We start from the raw sequence: 20,684 nt of genomic DNA on the forward strand, positions 1-20,684 counted from the left end.
TTAATAACCCCAATCAAAATAAAAACCAGATGCCAGTTCAATGCATCCAGTTAAAAGTAAGAATTACCTTTCAGGCATTACCATCATGGCTACAATGTAGAGGATTAACCCTGGGAAAAAACCGGTAAAGAGGGTTACGGCAGTGTAAATAATTCGTAAGAGCGTTGTATCAAAATCGTACGCTTCAGCGAATCCACCAATCACACCTGAAAGAACTTTATCGTTTCTGGATTTATACAATTTGTTTCTCATAATTCCCACCCCTTTTCATTTGTTCTCATTATATAACAGTTCGTGGATTAAAGGGAATTATGACGAATCAATCTAGATAGGAGAGCTATTAAATGGTAGAATTGAAATTACTTATGTACTTATACTATGGAGATTTTAAATACTATGAATGAAAAAGGATGGAATCGAACAGCTAATATTGCTGGAATTCTCTCATTAGTTTCAATTGGGTTATTCTTATTTAAATTATTAACAGGTAGCATTAATTTTTGGACAATTTTATTTTTCTCGTTAATTGTGGCAGGAGCGGTTTCCTACGCACTAATCCATATGCTATTAAATGTTCGTAAATTAACGCCTGCTGAAGAATCGGTAGTCAATCAAGTTTCTGATACAAAAGAATTTGTGGGCTTCTTTTTTAGTACTTTGATAATGCTAGCATCAGGTATTGGATTTGAATTTTTTAGTGGAAAACCTTCTGGAAAGGTAGCAGGGACTTTCTTGTTCGTCTATACGGTTACTGCCGCCTTAGTTAAGGTTTATGATATCTATCGTTTGACCATTGCAAAGCAAAAGCATGTCCAATTGGTTAATACTTTTGCATATCGGCGTCTATCCCAGGCTGAAAAAATTGGATTGGTGATATTTTTAATTGGATTACTTGGAATGTTACTAGTACCACCCATGATCTTATTATGTTACTTAGGCTTGATGGTTTTCTTAATCCGTTTAGTATCTAATCGAGTGGAAGGCCGCATCATTGATTTGTTTTTAATGCGTGTTAACATTGCTATGATTATTATTTCAGCAATATTAGTGTTTTTTAAATAAAAATAAATTAGACTGGAATCAAATCAGATGATTTGAATTTCAGTTTTTTTAATTAATGGGGGGATTTTATGATTCAGATTGGACTAAGTACTTGGGCCGATCATCCAGCTTTATCGGTTGAAGGTAAACCTAAATCAACGCTAGAAGAATATGTAGGCCACTTTCCGATTGTGGAAGTGGACAGTTCTTTTTATGCTATTCCATCGTTGTCCAATGTCGTCAATTGGCAACATCAAGTCCCAGATAATTTTAAATTCATCTTTAAAGCTTCTCGGGTTATGACCCTCCACGACGGCGTTGATGGGGATGAATATTTAACACCAGAACGACGAATAGAATTTACTAACTTTAAAAAGGTAATGCAGCCTTTAATCCAAAATGGACAGTTGGAATCTGTATTATTCCAATTTCCACCTTCGTTTCGATGTGATTTGACTAATATCCGCTACTTATTTGAAATTCGCCAAATGATGGATCGAATTCCGATTAGTGTTGAGTTCAGAAATCCCAGTTGGTTCATAGAGGCAGTCGAATCGGACACTTTATCATATTTGGAGCGCCTTAAAATGATAAATGTAATTGTCGATGAGCCGTTTGACGGCAACCAAGGGATGCCTTTGGTACTTCAAGTGACTAGTGCTAAAAAAGCCATGTTTCGTTTGCACGGACGTAATGCTCAGGGATGGTTTACGAGTGGCAAAGAATGGCGGAAAGAACGCACTAATTATCGTTATTCTACGGATGAATTAACGGAGTTAGCACAGTGGGTTAAGGCAGTATCTGAACGAGTTGAAGAAGTAACCATTATTTTCAATAATAATGGAAACCATGATGCTGTCGATAATGCGAAAGAGTTGCAAAAAATCTTAGGAATTCGCTTTGAGGGTCTAGGTCCAGTTCAGATGGATTTGTTTTGATTAATAAATCGTTATTTTCGTTAAAGAGACGGGTTTTTGACGCTATAAAATATGATACAATTACAATTAATTAACTTGACTAGAATAGAGGAACCATAATGGCAGAAAATAACACATACTATATTACTACGCCGATTTATTACCCATCGGGAAAACTTCATATCGGTAATTCTTATACAACAATTGCTTGTGATGCTGAAGCTCGCTTTCAACGTTTAGAAGGAAAGGACGTTTTCTTCTTAACTGGAACAGACGAACACGGTTTAAAAATCGAACAAAAAGCTGAAGCTTTAAACACTACTCCTAAAGCATATGTTGACGGCATGGCAGAGGATATCAAAAAACTTTGGGATTTACTTGAAATTACTAATGATAAGTTCATCCGTACCACAGATGATTATCATGAAAAAGCTGTTCAAAAGATTTTTCAAAAATTATTAGATCAAGGCGATATCTACCTTGGTGAATACGAAGGTTGGTATTCAGTTTCTGATGAAGAATACTTTACTGAATCTCAATTAGCTGAAGTTTACCGTGATGCTGACGGCAACGTAACTGGTGGAAAGGCTCCTTCTGGAAACGAAGTCGAATTAGTTAAGGAAGAATCTTACTTCTTTAAGATGAGCAAATATGCCGATTGGTTATTAGATTACTACCAAACTCATCCTAATTTTATTCAACCGGCAAGCCGAATGAATGAAATGATTAATAACTTTATCAAACCTGGTCTAGAAGATCTTGCGGTTACACGAACTGGTTTTAAGTGGGGAGTTCCAATTAAAAATGACCCTAAACATGTCATTTACGTGTGGATTGATGCGTTGTCTAACTATATTACCGCATTGGGTTATAGCAGTGACGAAGATGGTAACTTTAAGAAATTCTGGCCTGCCAATGTTCATATGGTTGGAAAAGAAATTGTCCGTTTTCATACAATTTACTGGCCAATTATGTTGCACGCCTTAGGCCTCGAACAACCCGACCAAATTTATGGTCACGGTTGGTTATTGATGAAGGACAGTAAAATGTCTAAGTCAAAGGGTAATGTTATTTACCCTGAAACGATTGTTAAAAACTATGGTTTGGATGCTTTACGCTACTACTTATTGAAAGCTATGCCTTACGGAAATGATGGTAACTTTACTCCGGAAGATTTTATTTCAAAAATTAACTTTGATTTAGCCAATGATTTAGGTAATCTTTTGAATCGTACGGTAGCGATGATTAACAAGTATGAAGGCGGCGTTATTCCAACTTTCCAAAGTGGCGTTAATGACGTTGATGTAGATTTGGAAACCACAGCTGCTACGACAATTAAGAACTATGAAGACTTAATGAACAACCTTCATTTTGCAGATGCTTTAGCTGAAATTTGGAAATTAGTTGCGCGTACAAACAAGTATATTGATGAAACTACGCCTTGGATTCTTGCACGAAATGATGACGACGAATCTAAACAAAAATTAGCAAGTGTCATGAATCATTTGGCTGAAAGTTTGCGTGTAATTGCAATCTTGATCCAACCGATGATGACTCAGTCACCAGCTAAAATCTTTGCACAATTGGGCTTGGATGTTAACCAACTTGAACTTCAAGGTTTGAAGTTTGGTGAAATTCCTGCTGATACAAAGGTCGTGGAAAAGGGAACTCCAATTTTCCCTCGTTTGGATGTTGAAAAAGAAGTTGAGTTCCTTAAAAACCAAATGACTCAATCAGACAAGAAAAAAGGGCGAGCTGCAATGGCTGAAGCTAACCAGAAAAAGGCTGAAGCTGTGGCAACAGACCAGAAAAAAGAAATTCGGATCGAAGCTTTTGATAAGGTAGAACTTCGAGTAGCTGAAGTTCTTGAAGCAGGTCCAGTAAAGGGTGCTGACAAGTTATTGAAGTTTAAGTTAGATGCTGGTGATGAAGAACCACGCCAAATTCTTTCGGGAATTGCTCAATCATATCCTGATCCAAGCGTTTTAGTAGGTAAAAAAGTTGTGATTGTTGCTAACTTGAAACCACGTAAGATGCGTGGGGAAATGAGTCAAGGAATGATTTTATCAACTGAACATGACGACCAAGTAAAAGTCGTGATGGTCGACGACCAACACCAAAACGGCGATGTTTTAGGTTAAAAAGATTTAACACAATGGGACTGGTGATGAAACAGGTGTTTTGTCCCAGCCCTTTTTATATTCAAGGAGGCAAAAATGCATATTTTTGATTCACACACGCATTTAAATGATGATGCTTTTTGGGGCAACGAACAAAAGTATATTGAGCATGCCCAAAAACTAGGTGTCATAGCGACTGCTCAAGTTGGTTCCAATACGGTTCTAAATGAACGAGCTATTCAGTTAGCCGAAAAATATCCTCATACCTATGCCATTGTGGGGTGGCATCCAGAGGACGCTAAAGATTTTCACGAAGCTGAACGAATAAAACTATTAGAACAGCTCCAAAACCCGAAAGTGGTAGCCTTGGGTGAAATTGGATTGGATTACCATTGGGATATTTCGCCTCAAAAGGTTCAGCGTCAAGTTTTTGAAGAACAACTTCAAATAGCTATCGAGCAAAATTTACCAATTTCAATTCACAATCGGGATGCTACAGAAGATACTTATGCGATTTTAAAAAATGCTGGTGTGGATAAAATCAAGGGAGTTATGCATAGTTTTAATGGCGATGTGGAATGGATGGAAAAGTTCTTGGATATCGGGCTTAACATTTCATTTAGTGGAGTGGCAAGTTTCAAAAAAACTAAAATAGTCCATGAGGCAGTTCGCCAAGTGCCTTTAGATCGTATTATGGTTGAAACTGACGCTCCATATCTAGCGCCAGAACCACTCCGTGGAAAACAAAATGAACCGGCTTTTTCACTATATGTTCTGGAGGCCTTAGCTCGGCATCGCGATATGGCACCTGATCAATTAGCCGAAATAACTTTTGATAATACTTGTAAATTATATGGGATTAAAAATGAAGAAAATTAAAGAAGTCATTGTAGTAGAAGGAAAAGATGATACTAAAAGAATCAACCTAGCTGTCAACGCTGATACCTTGGAAACTAGGGGATCAGCGTTATCTGATGAAACCATCGAACAAATTCGCCAATTGCAAGAGAGTCGCGGAGTAATTGTGTTTACAGATCCAGATTTCTCTGGCGAAAAGATTCGTAAAACTATTTCAGCCGAAGTTCCTAACGTTAAGCATGCTTTTTTGAAACGAAAAGATGCTGTTCCGGATCATAAGGGAAGCTTAGGAGTCGAACATGCCACTCCGGAGGTAATCCGCCAATCACTTGAGCATCTTTACACGGAAGATGAAGATGCTGCACCGCAAATTACTCAGAGTGATTTGATTGATGCTGGATTAATTGCGGGTTCAGCGGCAAAACAACGGCGAATTCGTTTGGGAGATTTACTAGGGATTGGATACGTAAATGCCAAACAACTACCTAAAAGGTTACAACTGTTCCAAGTTGAAAAATCAGATTTTAATCATGCTGTAGAACAAATTAATGGAGGAATTAATGAATAATCAAATGGATATTGGTAATCCAACTCGAACTCGAGCTATCTTAGAAAAATATGGATTATCAGCTAAGAAAAGTCTAGGACAAAACTTTCTGACTGACCCTAACGTACTTTTAAATATTGTGGATGCTGCGGAAGTATCTCCTGAGGATGACGTGATTGAAGTTGGACCCGGAATTGGTAGTTTAACTGAACAAATTGCCAAACGTGCTCATCATGTCTTAGCATTTGAAATTGATCGTAATCTAATGAACGTCCTAGATGAAACCCTTAGCCCTTACGATAATATCACGGTGGTTAATCAAGACGTTTTAAAAGCAAATGTAAACGAAGAAGTCGAAAATCATTTAGACGGAAAACGTCGTTTGAAATTGGTAGCTAACTTACCATATTACATTACAACCCCCATTTTAAAGACATTTATGGCTAGTACCCTGCCCATCGATAAAATGGTCGTTATGATGCAAAAAGAGGTCGCAGAACGCCTTACAGCCCAACCTGGCGACAAAGAATATGGTTCCTTATCAGTAGTGGTTCAATATCGAATGAATACGCAAATTGAATTTGATGTTTCTTCTAAGGTATTTGTGCCGCGTCCTAAGGTCGATTCAGCCATCGTGAGTCTTACGCCTCGTGCTGGCTGGGAAGTAATGCCAGAAGACGACAAAGACTTCTTTAAGACGGTTCACGGATGCTTTATGCACCGTCGTAAAAATATTTGGAACAATATGCAGGGACTTTATGGTAAAGAACCGGAAATCAAAGCTAAAATCCAAAATGTTTTGGATGATTTAGGTATTGATCCACAAGTGCGACCAGAGCGATTAACCGTGCTGGATTTCATTAAATTGCACAATCGGATTCAAATTGAAGGTCTTAAACGAAAATAATCCGTTTTCATGGGCTTGAAGCATAAAAAAATGAAATGTAAAGCGTTGATATTAAATTGTACGTGTGGTAAAATTGCAAACTTTGTGAAACTATGATAGAATGTTTCACATGGGAAGGTGAAGTTAATGCCAAACACACTAGCTACAATTAAGGATAAACTCGATGGTCGCATCGGGGAAGAATTACTGGTGGTTGCTCAAATCGGACGTAAAAAGATTACTAAGCGTCGTGGCCGCCTGCATATGACATATCCAGCCGTTTTCGTAGTAGATTTGGATCAAGACGAGAACTCCTTCGAACGTGTGTCATACAGTTACACGGATATTTTGACAAGAAACATCGAAGTTAACTTTGATGATGAAATCGACCAAGCTGAGCTGTCAATTGAGCTTGATGATGATGACGTTGAAGAATTTGATGAAGACTAATATCTAATTAAATTGGCGATAGTTGGGGCATTTAAGCTTTTATGACTATTAGCCTTTTTTATTTTTACCATTTTTTAGTATAATTTAGGTTAAAAGCAAACGAAACAGGTGAAGTAGATGGAAATCACCGAGAAAGCTCCAGCCAAGTTAAACCTATTTTTGGATACGCCGTTTAATCATCCTGATGGATTACCAGAATGGAACATGATTATGACCTCGGTCGATTTAGCGGATTATGTAAAAATCGAAAGTATTCCTGGTAAAATGGGAATTAAAGTTCGAACGAATACCGGTTTTTTACCTAACGATAGTCGTAATTTGGCGTATCAAGCTGCCCGGATTTTACAAGAAAAATATCACGTACGTGCCAAAGTAATTATAGAAATACGTAAACACATTCCGGTTGCAGCTGGATTAGGCGGAGGTTCGTCTGATGCTGCTGCCGTTTTACGAGGATTAAATAAACTATGGAATCTTGAGCTTAGCTTAGAAGTATTAGCTAAAATTGGTTTAGAAATTGATTCCGATGTACCATTTTGTGTATATAGTCGCACGGCACATGTTTTGGGAAAAGGTGAAAAAGTAATTCCTTTAAAAAAATTACCTCCTATGTGGGTGGTGATTGCCAAACCGAAACTTAGTGTGTCGACGCCGTATATCCTTAGTAAAATCGAACACAAAGAGCTCCAACATTCTAATATTGAATCAATTTTAGATGCAATTGAGCGTGAAGATTATACAGACATTTGTCGTTATATGGGCAATGTTTTAGAGCAAGTAACCGGAAAAGAACATCCGGAAGTTTTAAAAATTAAAAATCGAATTAAACAATACGGGGCAGATGCAGCTCAAATGAGTGGGACTGGACCAACGGTGTTTGGAGTTGCGTCAAAATCAAGCCGAGCCAAGCACATCGTAAATAGCTTGAAGGGCTTTTGTCATGAAGTATATTTAGTTCGAATTTTGTGAGGTATAATAATGGCTAATCATGAAGCAACAAAACAGAAGATCATCGATGCACTATTTGAGTTGTTAAAAGATAATGACTTAGCCAGTATATCGGTAAGTAATATTTGTCAAACGGCGTCGGTATCTAGAATGTCGTATTACCGAAGCTTTAAAACTAAAGATCAGATTATTGATTATAAAATAGATCAAATTTTTACTGACTTCTTTAACTATCTGATGGTACGTCCTAATCATGATATTGGGACCTTTTTAGAAGCGTTTTTCTCAATCTGTCGGCGGAATGCTTCGTATATTGAAGCCCTAATTCATGCTGATTTAAATGATCGCTTGTATGATAAACTAAACTTTTATTTAACAGATTTAATTGAACAAGGAATCTTTAAACTTCGGACGGATATCCCAGTGATGTGGGTTAATTTTGTGGCTGGAGGACTAAACCAAATGGTTGTACAATGGATAAAAGATGGACTTGTGCAGACTAACCAAGAAATGGTAATGGTGGCTCACCGCTTCTTAAGATAATTTTAAATGAAAAGAGCGGGGACTCGCTTTTTTCTAAGGCATTATTGGTAGCGCTATCTTAAAAAATTTATTATAATGATAACAGAAACGTATAGAGGAGTAATGGATATGCTTGAATATAAGAAGATTTTAGTGCCAGTTGAAGGCTCTCCTAAGGGCGAATTAGCTTTGAAAAAAGCGATTTTTGTGGCGAAGCGTAACCATGCTCACTTAGATATTTTAACTGTAATTCAATCTTCACGGTTTTTAGATGTGTACGGACATATGGGCAGTAACATGGATTATGTTGAAGTATCCCTTCGTAGAGCTAAAGAGTATGTTGAAGATTTGAAGGACCAAATCAAACGTAAATATGATTTTGAAGATGTTGAGGTATATGTGGAAGCTGGCGATCCTAAGGCCATTATCGCTACTGAGATGCCTGAAAAGCTGGGAACAGATTTGATTATGATGGGGGCAACGGGTTTGAACGCTTTCCAACGAGCAATGATTGGTTCGGTAGCGGACTATGTTACAAGAGTTGCATTGATGGATGTTTTATTAGTTCGAACCGAGCTTGATAATCTACCATATTCAAAATGATAATAGGGATTAGCATGGAGGGAAAATCATGAGTTCAAGAGAATTTAATCCGAAAAGATTTAGTAAGATTTTGGTGGGGGTAGACGACTCCCCTGATGCGCAGTTGGCATTCCGTTTTGCAATGAATCGTGCTAAACAGGATGATTCTGAGTTAGATTTGGTTACGGTAATTGAAGAAAATGACATTAATATTTACCAAGCTTTAGATAAAAATTTCATTACGCAAAAGCGAACTGAATTGGAAAAACATCTCCAAAACTATCGAAAAATTGCCTTGGAATTTGGTATTAAAAAAGTACAAACATACATAGCAGAAGGCGAAGCCGGGGAAACTATTGTAAAAAATGTGATTCCTAGTGTTGATCCGGACTTGTTAGTAATTGGTTCATCTTCTAAAACAGGGATGGCCAAATATTTTGGTTCTCAAGCTTCGTATATGGCTAAACATGCCCCAATTTCTGTCTTAGTTGTTAGATAACTTTCAACAGGCATTCTTATCAGAAAGAGACCGTTTACAGAACGGCCTCTTTTTATTTTTCTCAAAAAAATACTTACGAAAATTTTTTCTTTTTGCTATAGTGAACAAGCTATGTTTTTGAAGAAAGAGGTATTTTTTAATGAATAATGAAGAAAAAAGCAACGGCATGACGCAAGCGCGAGTACCAGTTGAACATCCAATGTTGGTAATGGCGAGCATGTTGATTGGGGCCTTTGTGGGAATGTTTAGTGAGACATCTTTAAACATCGCTTTACCACAATTAATGGACAATTTACATGTGACGACGGGTACTATCCAATGGTTAGTTACGGGATACATGCTTGTGATTGGTGTAGTATTGCCCTTTTCTAGTTTAATATCAAAATGGTTTACAACTAGACAGATTATTATTTTTGGTTTATTAGCGTTTATTGTAGGTTCTGTTATTTCAGCTCTATCATCAACCTTTGCATTATTACTGGTTGGTCGAATGATTCAAGGAATCGCTACTGGTTTAATTTTACCTATGATGTTTACCGTAGCCATGTTAGTATTTCCACCTTATAAATTAGGTGCTGCAATGGGCATGTGTGCTTTGGTAATTATGTTTGCTCCAGCCATTGGACCGACATTGACAGGTATTATTTTAGCTAAGTTATCATGGAACTGGATTTTTTGGATGTTCGTTCCTTTCTTAGCAATTGCTTTGTTACTAGCTATTTTTGGATTAAAAAATGTTGGTGAACTTACTAAACCTAAAGTTGATGTAATTTCATTGATTGAATCAATTATCGGCTTCGCTAGTATAGTAACTGGTGTCAGTTTTGCTAGTGAAAAAGGCTGGGGTTCGCCAATCGTACTAGGTATCTTAGCACTTGGAATTATCGTTTTGGCATTTTATGTCAAACGTCAACTTTCGCTTGCTGAACCTGTCCTAAATTTAAAGATTTTTGCCATTCCTGCATTTAGAACTGGTGCAATCTTAGTTATGCTTGATTTTGGTATTATTTTATCAGCAATGTACTTATTACCAATGTACATTCAAAAAGGTTTATTATTACCAGTTGCACTAACTGGAATTATCATGCTTCCTGGTGGTGTAATTAATGCCGCTGTTTCAGCGGTTGCAGGACGTTTATACGACAAGATCGGTGCCAAAGCACCAATTCGTATTGGACTAGTGATTGCATTAATTGGTGCAATTATGTTGGTATGTACTACGGTAAATACTTCAATTGCTTATTTAATTATTGCTCATGTTATTTTGATGATTGGTTGTCCTTTGGCAATGTCACCAGCTCAAACATATGCTTTAAATTCGCTTGAAGGTCCCCAATCTGGTGACGGTAGTACGATCATGAATACCATGCAACAAATCGTTGGTGCGATTGCAACTGCTTTAGCAACAAGTTTATTAGGAATCGGACAAGTAGCTTATCAGAATCATTTTGGTAAAGGTCATTTGAATGCTGCCTTCACTAATGGTACACACTATGGTTTCTACTTTACGATTGCATTAATTATCGTAGGATTAATTCTTTCCTTTAGTGTTAAAAGTAATAAAAAAGTTGCCAAATAAATAAAAAAGATGAACGAGAATTCTGAATCAGAAATCTCAGTTCATCTTTTTTTGTTGAGTAATTATTTTGCGTCGTAAGCTTGTTGGAAAAGTTCCACAATTTGTTGCTTAGTAGCTTTGCGTGGGTTGGAGAAGGCATTGCCATCCTTCAAAGCATTTTCAGCCATTAGTTCGAAATCTTTAGGATCAGCACCCAAATCTTTGATACTTCTTGGAATACCAACATCGTCGTTAAGTTGTTGCATGGCATCAATAGCTTTATCAGCGGCAGCTCTAATGGAAAGGCCGTCGATATTTTCACCCATGGCGACAGCTAAGTCTGCGAAACGATCAGGGCAAGCAACTAAGTTGAAGCGTTCTACAATTGGTAATAGGATAGCACAGCAAACGCCATGAGGAGCGTCGTATTGTCCACCTAATTGATGGGCCATAGCATGTACGTAACCAAGATCGGCATTATTGAAAGCCATCCCTCCCAACATTTCAGCTTCTACCATCTTAGTTCTAGCTTCTAGGTTTTCACCGTTAGATACAGCTTCACGAAGGCTTTCTTCCACTAACTTGATAGCTTGGAGACATTGACCATCAGTAATATCGTTGCGGTTAGTAGAAACGTAAGGTTCAATGGCTTGGACAAATGTGTCCATCCCAGTTGCAGCAGTTAGAGCAGGTGGAACCCCGAGCATTAATTTTGGATCATTAAATGATACGAGGGGAACATTACGCCACGAAACCACTACGAACTTAAGATGCGTTTCTTCGTTGGTAATAACGCAGTGACGAGTTAATTCTGAAGCAGTTCCTGCAGTAGTATTAACCGCGATCAATGGTGGAAGTGCATTTTCGAGCGTTTCGATTCCAGCAAGTTTGGTGATATCGTCGCCATTCGTCAAAATAATACCAGTACCTTTTCCAGCATCATGAGCTGAACCACCACCAATAGTGATAATTCCATCACAGTCATTATCCAAATAAACTTGTTTTGCTTCTTGGATATTTCTAACTTTAGGATTAGGCTCTACTCCGTTGTAAATAACGTAATCGACACCCGCTTGATCAAGTGAACGAAGGGTTTGTTCAACGGGTCCATTTTCCATTTTTTCCAAAAATTTATCAGTAACGATCAATACTTTAGACATATTGACCATCTTAGCGCGGTCACCAATCTTTGCAATAACTCCAGAGCCAAAGAAGTTGACACTAGGCATAAGGAAATCAAAATTTTCTTTCATTTTAAACGCCTTCTTCTTATGTATTTTCTTACTTACGAGCTAATATTAACACGTAATGTATCCGTTTACAATCGTTGATATAATCGCAAGTTAAACGTTTTTATAGGGTTGAAAATAACTCCTATAAAGCATATACAATATGAACAAAAAAGCAAACAAACTCCTATGGAATTTGTTTGCTTAGTTAATATTAATAAATCATTAATTCATCAATATTAGTATTAGCTTTTGTAACGGCATCTAAGTCTTGAGTAATTCGTCCGTCTTTCATTACTAGTAATCGATTGCCATAGGTTACAGCATCAGAAAGTTGATGAGTAATCATGAGGGCAGTTAATTCGTCTTCAGTAACTCGAGTTTGCGTTGCTTCCATTAACTCGGCACTAGTCTTGGGATCCAGGGCAGCAGTATGTTCATCTAATAGTAAAATAGCTGGTTTCTTAATGGTAGCCATCAAGAAACTTAAGGCTTGTCTTTGACCACCAGATAGGTTATCAGTAGGTGTTTTAAGACGTTCGCTTAAACGGTTGGGCATCGTTGCAGTAATCTGCTTAAACTCAGCGAGATGCTGCTTTAAACGGCGTAATTTAAGGTTTCGGCGGCTGCCTCGTTTAGTAGCAAGTAAAAGATTTTCGGCTACCGTCATGCGAGGGGCAGTGCCAAGTTTTGGATCTTGAAAAACGCGACTAATAAATTTAGTTCTTTTTTCTTCAGACATATTAGAAACATCGTGACCATTTACCAAAATCTGTCCTTCATCGATGGGTTGATTACCGGCAATGACATTGAATAAAGTAGACTTTCCAGCACCGTTGGAACCCAAAAGGGTGATGAAGTCGTTCTTATAGACTTTTAGATTAATGTTTTTCAAAATTTGAATTTCTTCAGTCGTGTGGCGATTAACATAGACTGAAACATTTTTAAGTTCTAAAATAACAGGTCGTTCCATTTTAATCACGCTCCTTAGTTGGCATGGCTACCCCATGTTTTAAAATTCGGTCAAAATGAAATTTTTTCCGTAACGTTGGTAGCATTAAGCAGAGCGCTAAGACCAACGATGAGATAAGGTTTAAATCGTTAGTATTGAATCCAGCCTTGAGTACCAGTAGGAGGACGAAACGATAAATAATACTTCCACATACTACGGCTACTAAACGTTGATTCATGGTTAATTCGCCAAAAACTACTTCTCCAATAATAATGGAAGCCAAGCCAATTACGATAATTCCAATCCCCATATTAACATCTGCGTATCCATCACTTTGAGCGATGAGTGCACCAGATACTGCAATCATACCGTTTGAAACCATAAGTCCCATATTTTTCATTTGATCGGTATTGATCCCTAAGGATTTCGCCATTTTTTCATTATCACCTGTGGCAATAAAAGCTTGCCCAAGATTAGTTTGTAAAAAGAGGGCCAGTATAGCTACAACAATGGTAATGATGATCAGTCCGAGGACTACGCTATCAAAAAATTTAGGTAGTGACGCAAAGAATTGTCCACTGAATAAGGTTTGTTTTCCTAGGAGTGAAACGTTAGAAGTTCCCATAATCCGCAAATTAATGGAGTAGCAAGCCGTCATGACTAAAATTCCGGCTAATAGGATTGGAATACGGCCTTTGGTGTAAAGGAGGCCAGTAATTAGCCCAGCAAGCATACCAGCTAGAAAAGCAAGTAATGTCGCGGTCAGTGGATTGAGTCCGTTAGTGATGGCAGTAACGCTAACGGCTGCGCCAAGTGGAAAAGTTCCTTCAACCGTCATATCAGGAAAATCTAAAATTCTAAAGGTGAGAAATAGTCCTACCCCTAGAAGGCCCCAGAGTAGCCCTTGTCCAATAGAAGATGTGATTAAGTTCATTTAATTAACTCCCCTTTCTTTTGTGCTTCTTGCATTAAATCTTTAGGAATCTTGATACCTAGTTTTTGAGCTTGTTTAAGGTTAATAGTTAAATCACCATGCTTGATAAATTCAATGGGTGTCTGACTAATTTTTTCGCCGTTTAAGACGCGAGCAGCCATTTTACCAGTAAGGACTCCGAGTTGATATTGATTAACACTGTAGGTGGCAATTCCACCATCTTTAACCATAGAATCAACGGTTGGAAAGATGGGGACGTTGGCAGCATTAGCATTCTTAACGAGGGTTGACATAGCACCAGCAATCGTATTATCAGTAGGAACGAAGACAGCATCAACATTTTGAACCATATTTTGCGAAACTTGGTTTAAGTCATTCGAGTTTGAAATCGAATAAGCTTTAAGTTTAATTCCAGTCTTAGGTACCAACTGTTTGAATTTTTTAAATTGAGTAATTGCAGAATTATCACTAGATGTGTAGATAATTCCTAATGTTTTTAAATTTGGCATTAATTTTTGGATTAATTCTAATTGTTCTTCTAGTGGTGCTTGATCGGAAACTCCCGTGATGTTTTTTTCAGGGTGCTTTAAATTTTGTACCAAGGAAGCACTTCGTGGATCGGTAACTCCACTCATTAAAATGGGGGTAGTCGAAGTTGTATTAGCCAAGGAAATTGAGGCGGGAGTGGTAATCCCGATTGATAAATCAACTCCTTCATTTTCGAATTTTTCACTCATCGTCTTCAAGTTGCTTTGATTACCTTGAGCATTTTGATAATCAACTTTGAGATTTTTTCCGACTGTATAACCGGACTCTTTTAGACCAGCATAAACTCCCTTTTGAATTTGTTTTAACGCTGGCTGATCCATATATTGTAATAAACCAATGCGTTTAGTCTCATTTTGATGGTTCGAGGTATGCTTTTGTTCAGCAACAAATGCATATCCTAAAAAAATAAAAATAATGGCGATAAAGCTAAGCATTCTCTTCATAACAAGTTCCACTCCTCTAAATTTATAATAAAAAAAGGCAAGCCCATGGGGTTTGCCTAAAAAAAAGCCCACATGGATGTGTATAAAATCCATGCGGGCTTGTTGTTATCGTTTGTTCATCACAAATGAGCCGGCACAGATACGATCTGTCATTCAGGTCGTATCTTGCCTAGACAAAATTACAACCTAATTACCGGCTTTGCCAACCATTATTTACATGTGTTGAATGTAAAAGACTCATTTGTATTACCAACTTTCGAATTAATCTTCCATGAGTATATCTAAAATACTTTTCATTTGTCAACTAAAAATTTAATTTAAAATAATCCGTTGGTTTAGCTTTGATTAGAAGCGTGGAAATAAAATCGAATTTTGCGGTCTAAATAATAAGTTTTAGAGAAATTAAACAACACATTATTTTTACGATAATGTGATTGATATAAAACAATATATTTATCGCCTTGTGGAAGCCCAGTAATGAAAGCAGCTTCCGAAGTGAAAGATTCAATTCCAACGTATTGGTCGCTAGTATCGACGGATACACCATACTCATTTCTAATGAATTCTAATAAGGAATCATGCGCAGCTTCGATTGGTAAAAAGGGGACCTCTTCGCGTTCGTAATAAGCATATTCAAGAGTATATGCTTGACGATTACGAAAACGATAACGAATTACTCGATACAAATCGTCGCCGACTAAGCACCCAAATTCAGCTGCGAGAGCCTCATCAGCTACCACCCGATCGAAAGTGATAACGCGTGAGGTTAGTTTGAGATGATTGAAGCCTTCTGAAACTCCCATGGTTAGGTTAATGGTTTGATCAGCTCGTGGTCCAAAATCGTTGATATAGTAGCCACTACCTTGAACACGGCGAACGAGTCCCTTTTGACTAAGAATATCGACTGCTTTACGGATGGTATTACGACTAACATCATATTCTTGCATCAATTCGTATTCAGTTGGTAATTTTTCTTCAAATAGGTGATGTTTAATTTTGTCAATGAGATCATTTGCGATATTCGTATACAACGATGAACGCCTTCTTTCCTTATCAGTAACGCTGATTGATAACTTTTTAACGAATTTGAATTATTGGTACTTGTAAAATTTGTACCTACGTTTTATAATTCAATTGTATCGTAAGCGGTTTCATAGTCAACCGCCAAATTAAATAAAATTACAGGAGTGACTCATTATGGCTGAAAAAACAATTATGTTAGTATGTGCTGCAGGTATGTCAACAAGTTTATTAGTTTCGAAAATGCAAAAAGCCGCTGAAGCTGAAGGTGTAGATGCAGAAATCTTCGCAACAGCTGCATCAGATGCAGATAATAAATTGGCAGAAAAGAATCCTGATATTTTAATGCTTGGACCTCAAGTTCGTTACCTTGAAGGTAATTTCAAAGAAAAATTGGATATTCCGGTAGAAGTAATTAACATGCAAGATTACGGCATGATGAATGGTGAAAAGGTATTGAAGGAAGCTCTAACATCAATGGGTGTTTAGGTTTAATTGGGCTTTGAATTAAAAGCGCTTTCGTTTTTTGAGGCGCTTTTTTATATAAATAAATTTAAGGAGCATAACAATGGGCGAACAAGAACAAAATCTAGAAGTGATCATGGGACTAATTATTAATGGTGGGAACGCAAAGAGCTCTGCATTTGAAGCTATCAACGCTGCTAAAGCAGGAGACTTTGAAAAAGCAGATGAAAAATTAAAAGAATCTGATGGTTTTTTGACTGAAGCTCATAACGTCCAAACCGGGATGTTAACTGAAGAAGCTAAGGGAAACCATGCTAAAGTTTCACTGCTAACGGTTCATTCACAAGACCACATCATGAATGCCATTACTTTTAGAGATTTAGCTGGAGAAATTGTTGATTTATATAAAAAAATGGCCGAAAAATAAAGTGAGGTTTTAATCATGACTGAAAAGCATTATAAGATGCCGGAAAATTTCTTGTGGGGCGGTGCAGTAGCCGCTCATCAATTTGAAGGCGGATGGCAAGAAGGCGGTAAGGGAGTTAGCATTGCAGACGTGATGACCGCTGGAAACAAAGATACTGCTCGAAAAGTAACGGACGGTATTAAAGATGGAGAAGTTTACCCAAATCACTGGGGGATTGATTTTTATCATCGTTATCCTGAAGATATTAAACTTTTTAACGAAATGGGTTTCAAATGCTTCCGTACCTCGATTGCATGGACTAGAATTTTTCCTAATGGAGATGAAACCGAACCTAACGAAGCTGGTTTAAAGTTCTATGATGATATGTTTGATGAACTGTTAAAATACAATATTCAACCCATCATTACTTTGTCACACTTCGAAATGCCATATCATTTAGTAAAAGAATATGGTGGTTGGACTAATCGTAAATTGATTGACTTTTTCGTACGTTTTGCCGAAACAGTGATGAAACGCTATAAGGGAAAAGTTAAGTACTGGATGACCTTCAACGAGATTAATAATCAAACTGATTGGAGTAATCCTCATCATTTACTTCAAGATTCAGCCATTAAGGTTAAAGCTGGAACACCAGGAATGGAAGAAATGATGTATCAAGCCGCTCATAACGAAATGGTTGCAAGTGCTAAAGTAGTTGAACTAGGCCATCAAATTGATTCGGAATATCAAATTGGTGCAATGATTGCAATGTGTCCAATTTATCCACTAACTGCTAAGCCAGAAGACATCATGATGGCTGAACGTGCTATGCAAACGCGTTACTACTTTGGAGACGTTCAAGCTAATGGTGAATACCCTAATTGGCTTCCTAAATATTGGGAACGCCAAAACATCCATGTCGAAATTAGTGATTATGACCGAGAAATTTTGAAAAAGGGTGCAGTTGATTATATTGGATTTAGTTACTATATGTCATTTACAACTAAATCTACGGATGAAAATACCGACTATGCCTATAAAGAAGCACGTGATTTAGTCGACAATCCTTATGTTCAAAAATCAGATTGGGGCTGGCAGATTGATCCTGTTGGTCTACGTTATTCGATGAATTGGATGCAAGATCGTTGGCACAAACCTCAATTTATTGTGGAAAATGGTTTTGGAGCATACGACCAAAAAGAAGCCGATGGTGCTGTCCATGATGATTATCGCATCAAGTATTTCCACGATCATATTTTAGAGATGGAAAAAGCAGTTGCCTTAGATGGGGTCAACTTAATTGGTTATACTCCATGGGGATGCATCGATTTAATTTCAGCAAGTACTGGAGAAATGGCTAAACGTTATGGATTTATCTATGTTGATCAAGATGACCAGGGTAATGGTAGTCTAGAACGTTCGAAGAAGGATTCATTTGATTGGTACAAACAAGTAATTGCATCTAATGGTGAAGATTTATAGTAAGTTGTTTAAGAATAATCAAGTTTTAAAGAGGTGATGTTGATGTTTAGTTATGAAAAAGTTCAAACGTTGAATCAATTGGAATTGTTTGTGTATAAATACGTAACTAGTCATCTAGAAGAGTGTAAAACCATGACTATTCGAGATTTATCCACGCAGAGTCACGTATCTTCTACGACCATTTTAAGATTTTTGAAGAAAATGGGATTTGAGGGTTTTTCTGATTTTAAGTATGTTTTACGCCATCGAAATGATCGAACTCCTGCTAGTGAATTGAGCCAAGACTTAGGTCCAATAGGTCAATTTCTAAAACAGACTGCTACAACAGAATATACCGAAAAAATGGAAGAAGTTGCTCGCGTGGTTGCACAATCCAACACCCGTTTGTTCTTTGGAATGGGATCAAGTGGTAGTATGGCACAATATGGAGCACGAATTTTATCGAATTATGGGATGCTCACATTGGCCATTACCGATCCTTTCCAACCTCAACCCATCTCGGAACGCGACTATTCTAAAACATTGATTATTTTACTATCAGTCTCTGGCGAAACTGAAGGTGTTTTAACGCAGGCCAATTATTATCGCCAAAATGGGGCAAAAATTGTAGCAATTACTGCTAATAGTACTTCAACGTTGGCGCAGATTGCGGACTATAGTTTAACTTATGATATTCCCGAAAATAAAGTAGGATCGTTGAATTTTACATCGCAAATCCCAGTTGTCTACCTGCTAGAGCAACTTGGTGAAAAAACTAGTAAATTAGTTTATCATCCTGAAATCAGTCATGAAATTTAAATTAATGAAACGATAATCGGTACTTGACGATTATTGTTTCATTTTTTTGTTCTAAAGGACCAGAGTTAAGTTGACAAAGCAATGAAAGCGCTTAATAATTAGATATAGACAAATAGGAGGTTAGTTAATTATGAAAATAGCAATTGTAGGTTGTACACATGCAGGTACCTTCTCAGCGCAACAAATTTTAACTGAGCACCCCGATTATGAAGTAACGGTATACGAACGTAATAATAATTTGTCATTTTTATCTTGTGGAATCGCCCTTTGGGTAGGTAACCACGTTTCAGATCCTAATAAAATGTTCTATTCATCACCGGAGGCCCTAACTAAGTTGGGTGCTACTATGAATATGGAACATGATGTACTTAGTATCGACCCCGATAATAAAACTTTAGAAGTAAAAGATTTAAAAACCGGTGAAATTAAAACAGATACTTACGATAAATTGGTGGTAACTACTGGTTCAGCACCTATTATTCCTCCGATTGATGGAATCGATAATAAACGAGTTAAACTTTGCAAAAATTGGGCTCATGCTGCGGAATTAAAACGAATTGATGATGACATTAACTCAGTAATTGTAATTGGTGCAGGTTATATTGGAGCGGAACTTGCTGAACAATATGCCTTGACTGGCCGCGAAGTAACCTTGATTGATGGATTACCAAGTGTTTTAGCTAAGAATTTTGATCCTGAAATCTCTGATCGAGTAGCTAAAGATTACACTGATCACGGAGTTAAATTGGCCATGAACGAAATGGTTCAAGGATTTAGTGGTGATGATCAGATTACTGTAAAAACCGATAAAGGCAGTTACACGGCCGACTATGCTGTACTTTGCGTTGGTTTCCGCCCACATACAGAATTATTGAAGGGCAAAGTGGATATGTTGAAGAACGGAGCAATTATTACTAATGAGTACATGCAAACTTCGAACCTTGATATTTTTGCAGCAGGAGATTCATCCGTTGTTCATTACAATCCAACTGGAAAAGATGATTACATTCCATTAGCAACTAATGCAGTTCGTCAAGGAATTTTGATTGGACATAACATTGAAAAACCAACGATGAAATATCTTGGTACACAAGCAAGCTCGGCAGTAGCACTCTTTGGTAAGACGATGGCAAGTTCAGGATTAACTGTTGGTGCGGCTAAAGCACGGGGTGTAGAAGTAGACTCTGTAACCTTAGAACAAGACTACCGTCCCGAATTTATGCTTTCAACGACCCCAATCCTAATGCGGTTAGTTTGGGACCCAGAAACACGAGTGGTTCTAGGTGGATCATTCTATAGCGAATATGACTGTGCTCAATCAGCTAATGTAATTTCATTAGCTATTCAAAATAAGATGACGATTGATGACTTATCCATGGTTGATATGTTCTTCCAACCTAACTACGACCAACCGTTAAATTATATTAATGCGTTAGCAATGACGGCGGTGGCCCAAGCGGATGCAAAATAAATAATAA

The 20,684-nt window shown here is 37.5% G+C and carries 23 protein-coding genes; 17 read left to right on the forward strand and 6 right to left on the reverse strand.

Features of this window, described 5'->3' with window-relative positions:
- Positions 1–63 precede the first annotated feature (63 nt).
- Positions 64–252: a PspC domain-containing protein gene (locus PEPE_RS01295; protein ID WP_002832677.1), complete on the reverse strand. Its 189-nt coding sequence runs from the start codon at positions 250–252 to the stop codon at positions 64–66.
- Positions 253–396: 144 nt separating this feature from the next.
- Between PEPE_RS01295 and PEPE_RS01300 the strand changes: the two genes are divergently transcribed.
- The 12 genes from PEPE_RS01300 (at position 397) to PEPE_RS01355 (ending at position 10,949) form a co-directional block, all read left to right on the forward strand.
- A complete protein-coding gene (locus PEPE_RS01300; protein WP_011672967.1) occupies positions 397–1,062 on the forward strand; it encodes a hypothetical protein in 666 nt (221 codons plus the stop codon).
- A 68-nt stretch (positions 1,063–1,130) separates the two neighbouring features.
- Positions 1,131–1,979, forward strand: coding sequence for a DUF72 domain-containing protein (locus tag PEPE_RS01305; RefSeq protein ID WP_011672968.1), 849 nt, complete (start codon positions 1,131–1,133; stop codon positions 1,977–1,979).
- A gap of 98 nt (positions 1,980–2,077) precedes the next feature.
- On the forward strand, positions 2,078–4,099 hold the full coding sequence (gene metG, locus PEPE_RS01310) for a methionine--tRNA ligase (protein WP_011672969.1): 2,022 nt from the start codon (positions 2,078–2,080) through the stop codon (positions 4,097–4,099).
- A 75-nt stretch (positions 4,100–4,174) separates the two neighbouring features.
- Entirely contained in the window at positions 4,175–4,957 is a 783-nt protein-coding gene (locus PEPE_RS01315) for a TatD family hydrolase (protein WP_011672970.1), read from the forward strand.
- A complete protein-coding gene (rnmV, locus tag PEPE_RS01320; protein WP_002832682.1) occupies positions 4,944–5,504 on the forward strand; it encodes a ribonuclease M5 in 561 nt (186 codons plus the stop codon). The genes PEPE_RS01315 and rnmV overlap by 14 nt, the downstream gene beginning before the upstream one ends.
- Positions 5,497–6,390: a 16S rRNA (adenine(1518)-N(6)/adenine(1519)-N(6))-dimethyltransferase RsmA gene (rsmA, locus tag PEPE_RS01325; protein ID WP_011672971.1), complete on the forward strand. Its 894-nt coding sequence runs from the start codon at positions 5,497–5,499 to the stop codon at positions 6,388–6,390. The genes rnmV and rsmA overlap by 8 nt, the downstream gene beginning before the upstream one ends.
- Before the next feature lie 126 nt (positions 6,391–6,516).
- Positions 6,517–6,819 carry a Veg family protein gene (locus PEPE_RS01330; RefSeq protein WP_002832686.1) on the forward strand — a complete coding sequence of 101 codons (303 nt, stop codon included), beginning with the start codon at positions 6,517–6,519 and terminating at the stop codon, positions 6,817–6,819.
- Positions 6,820–6,936: 117 nt separating this feature from the next.
- Positions 6,937–7,788, forward strand: coding sequence for a 4-(cytidine 5'-diphospho)-2-C-methyl-D-erythritol kinase (ispE, locus tag PEPE_RS01335; RefSeq protein WP_002832687.1), 852 nt, complete (start codon positions 6,937–6,939; stop codon positions 7,786–7,788).
- Between the two features lie 9 nt (positions 7,789–7,797).
- Entirely contained in the window at positions 7,798–8,310 is a 513-nt protein-coding gene (locus PEPE_RS01340; RefSeq protein WP_002832688.1) for a TetR/AcrR family transcriptional regulator, read from the forward strand.
- A 108-nt stretch (positions 8,311–8,418) separates the two neighbouring features.
- The gene (locus tag PEPE_RS01345; RefSeq protein WP_002832689.1) at positions 8,419–8,892 is read left to right on the forward strand and encodes a universal stress protein; all 474 of its coding nucleotides are present in this window, start codon (positions 8,419–8,421) and stop codon (positions 8,890–8,892) included.
- A gap of 28 nt (positions 8,893–8,920) precedes the next feature.
- A complete protein-coding gene (locus PEPE_RS01350; RefSeq protein ID WP_002832690.1) occupies positions 8,921–9,370 on the forward strand; it encodes a universal stress protein in 450 nt (149 codons plus the stop codon).
- Positions 9,371–9,509: 139 nt separating this feature from the next.
- Positions 9,510–10,949 (forward strand): DHA2 family efflux MFS transporter permease subunit, encoded by a 1,440-nt coding sequence (locus tag PEPE_RS01355; RefSeq protein ID WP_011672972.1) that lies wholly within the window; start codon positions 9,510–9,512, stop codon positions 10,947–10,949.
- A gap of 62 nt (positions 10,950–11,011) precedes the next feature.
- Here the strand turns inward: PEPE_RS01355 and PEPE_RS01360 are convergent, their stop codons facing one another.
- The 5 genes from PEPE_RS01360 to PEPE_RS01380 form a co-directional block, all read right to left on the reverse strand.
- Positions 11,012–12,181: an iron-containing alcohol dehydrogenase gene (locus PEPE_RS01360; RefSeq protein ID WP_011672973.1), complete on the reverse strand. Its 1,170-nt coding sequence runs from the start codon at positions 12,179–12,181 to the stop codon at positions 11,012–11,014.
- A 190-nt stretch (positions 12,182–12,371) separates the two neighbouring features.
- The gene (locus PEPE_RS01365) at positions 12,372–13,130 is read right to left on the reverse strand and encodes an ABC transporter ATP-binding protein (RefSeq protein WP_011672974.1); all 759 of its coding nucleotides are present in this window, start codon (positions 13,128–13,130) and stop codon (positions 12,372–12,374) included.
- Between the two features lies 1 nt (position 13,131).
- Positions 13,132–14,043, reverse strand: a complete 912-nt coding sequence (locus PEPE_RS01370; RefSeq protein ID WP_011672975.1) for an ABC transporter permease — start codon at positions 14,041–14,043, stop codon at positions 13,132–13,134.
- Positions 14,040–15,035 carry a tryptophan ABC transporter substrate-binding protein gene (gene trpX, locus PEPE_RS01375; RefSeq protein ID WP_011672976.1) on the reverse strand — a complete coding sequence of 332 codons (996 nt, stop codon included), beginning with the start codon at positions 15,033–15,035 and terminating at the stop codon, positions 14,040–14,042. Before trpX ends, PEPE_RS01370 begins: the two co-directional genes overlap by 4 nt.
- Before the next feature lie 335 nt (positions 15,036–15,370).
- On the reverse strand, positions 15,371–16,066 hold the full coding sequence (locus tag PEPE_RS01380) for a GntR family transcriptional regulator (protein ID WP_002832705.1): 696 nt from the start codon (positions 16,064–16,066) through the stop codon (positions 15,371–15,373).
- Between the two features lie 166 nt (positions 16,067–16,232).
- Between PEPE_RS01380 and PEPE_RS01385 the strand changes: the two genes are divergently transcribed.
- The 5 genes from PEPE_RS01385 (at position 16,233) to PEPE_RS01405 (ending at position 20,677) form a co-directional block, all read left to right on the forward strand.
- Positions 16,233–16,544 carry a PTS sugar transporter subunit IIB gene (locus tag PEPE_RS01385; protein WP_002832706.1) on the forward strand — a complete coding sequence of 104 codons (312 nt, stop codon included), beginning with the start codon at positions 16,233–16,235 and terminating at the stop codon, positions 16,542–16,544.
- A 79-nt stretch (positions 16,545–16,623) separates the two neighbouring features.
- Entirely contained in the window at positions 16,624–16,947 is a 324-nt protein-coding gene (locus tag PEPE_RS01390) for a PTS lactose/cellobiose transporter subunit IIA (protein WP_011672977.1), read from the forward strand.
- A gap of 15 nt (positions 16,948–16,962) precedes the next feature.
- Positions 16,963–18,408, forward strand: a complete 1,446-nt coding sequence (locus PEPE_RS01395; RefSeq protein ID WP_011672978.1) for a 6-phospho-beta-glucosidase — start codon at positions 16,963–16,965, stop codon at positions 18,406–18,408.
- 42 nt (positions 18,409–18,450) lie between these two features.
- Positions 18,451–19,206, forward strand: a complete 756-nt coding sequence (locus tag PEPE_RS01400; protein WP_011672979.1) for a MurR/RpiR family transcriptional regulator — start codon at positions 18,451–18,453, stop codon at positions 19,204–19,206.
- Between the two features lie 130 nt (positions 19,207–19,336).
- The gene (locus PEPE_RS01405) at positions 19,337–20,677 is read left to right on the forward strand and encodes an FAD-dependent oxidoreductase (protein ID WP_011672980.1); all 1,341 of its coding nucleotides are present in this window, start codon (positions 19,337–19,339) and stop codon (positions 20,675–20,677) included.
- Positions 20,678–20,684 lie beyond the last annotated feature (7 nt).

The sequence above is a fragment of the Pediococcus pentosaceus ATCC 25745 genome (genome assembly GCF_000014505.1).
Taxonomy (GTDB): Bacteria; Bacillota; Bacilli; order Lactobacillales; family Lactobacillaceae; genus Pediococcus; species Pediococcus pentosaceus.

What these genes read in the sequence shown, in the direction of transcription:
- PEPE_RS01350 (WP_002832690.1), top strand. Translation starts at nt 8,921, where the DNA reads ATGAGTTCAAGAGAATTTAATCCGAAAAGATTTAGTAAGATTTTGGTG.
- PEPE_RS01315 (WP_011672970.1), top strand. Translation starts at nt 4,175, where the DNA reads ATGCATATTTTTGATTCACACACGCATTTAAATGATGATGCTTTTTGG.
- PEPE_RS01365 (WP_011672974.1), bottom strand. Translation starts at nt 13,130, where the DNA reads ATGGAACGACCTGTTATTTTAGAACTTAAAAATGTTTCAGTCTATGTT.
- PEPE_RS01400 (WP_011672979.1), top strand. Translation starts at nt 18,451, where the DNA reads ATGTTTAGTTATGAAAAAGTTCAAACGTTGAATCAATTGGAATTGTTT.
- ispE (WP_002832687.1), top strand. Translation starts at nt 6,937, where the DNA reads ATGGAAATCACCGAGAAAGCTCCAGCCAAGTTAAACCTATTTTTGGAT.
- PEPE_RS01390 (WP_011672977.1), top strand. Translation starts at nt 16,624, where the DNA reads ATGGGCGAACAAGAACAAAATCTAGAAGTGATCATGGGACTAATTATT.
- PEPE_RS01345 (WP_002832689.1), top strand. Translation starts at nt 8,419, where the DNA reads ATGCTTGAATATAAGAAGATTTTAGTGCCAGTTGAAGGCTCTCCTAAG.
- PEPE_RS01370 (WP_011672975.1), bottom strand. Translation starts at nt 14,043, where the DNA reads ATGAACTTAATCACATCTTCTATTGGACAAGGGCTACTCTGGGGCCTT.
- PEPE_RS01355 (WP_011672972.1), top strand. Translation starts at nt 9,510, where the DNA reads ATGAATAATGAAGAAAAAAGCAACGGCATGACGCAAGCGCGAGTACCA.
- PEPE_RS01295 (WP_002832677.1), bottom strand. Translation starts at nt 252, where the DNA reads ATGAGAAACAAATTGTATAAATCCAGAAACGATAAAGTTCTTTCAGGT.
- rsmA (WP_011672971.1), top strand. Translation starts at nt 5,497, where the DNA reads ATGAATAATCAAATGGATATTGGTAATCCAACTCGAACTCGAGCTATC.
- trpX (WP_011672976.1), bottom strand. Translation starts at nt 15,035, where the DNA reads ATGAAGAGAATGCTTAGCTTTATCGCCATTATTTTTATTTTTTTAGGA.
- metG (WP_011672969.1), top strand. Translation starts at nt 2,078, where the DNA reads ATGGCAGAAAATAACACATACTATATTACTACGCCGATTTATTACCCA.
- PEPE_RS01385 (WP_002832706.1), top strand. Translation starts at nt 16,233, where the DNA reads ATGGCTGAAAAAACAATTATGTTAGTATGTGCTGCAGGTATGTCAACA.
- PEPE_RS01360 (WP_011672973.1), bottom strand. Translation starts at nt 12,181, where the DNA reads ATGAAAGAAAATTTTGATTTCCTTATGCCTAGTGTCAACTTCTTTGGC.
- PEPE_RS01395 (WP_011672978.1), top strand. Translation starts at nt 16,963, where the DNA reads ATGACTGAAAAGCATTATAAGATGCCGGAAAATTTCTTGTGGGGCGGT.
- PEPE_RS01305 (WP_011672968.1), top strand. Translation starts at nt 1,131, where the DNA reads ATGATTCAGATTGGACTAAGTACTTGGGCCGATCATCCAGCTTTATCG.
- rnmV (WP_002832682.1), top strand. Translation starts at nt 4,944, where the DNA reads ATGAAGAAAATTAAAGAAGTCATTGTAGTAGAAGGAAAAGATGATACT.
- PEPE_RS01300 (WP_011672967.1), top strand. Translation starts at nt 397, where the DNA reads ATGAATGAAAAAGGATGGAATCGAACAGCTAATATTGCTGGAATTCTC.
- PEPE_RS01405 (WP_011672980.1), top strand. Translation starts at nt 19,337, where the DNA reads ATGAAAATAGCAATTGTAGGTTGTACACATGCAGGTACCTTCTCAGCG.
- PEPE_RS01330 (WP_002832686.1), top strand. Translation starts at nt 6,517, where the DNA reads ATGCCAAACACACTAGCTACAATTAAGGATAAACTCGATGGTCGCATC.
- PEPE_RS01340 (WP_002832688.1), top strand. Translation starts at nt 7,798, where the DNA reads ATGGCTAATCATGAAGCAACAAAACAGAAGATCATCGATGCACTATTT.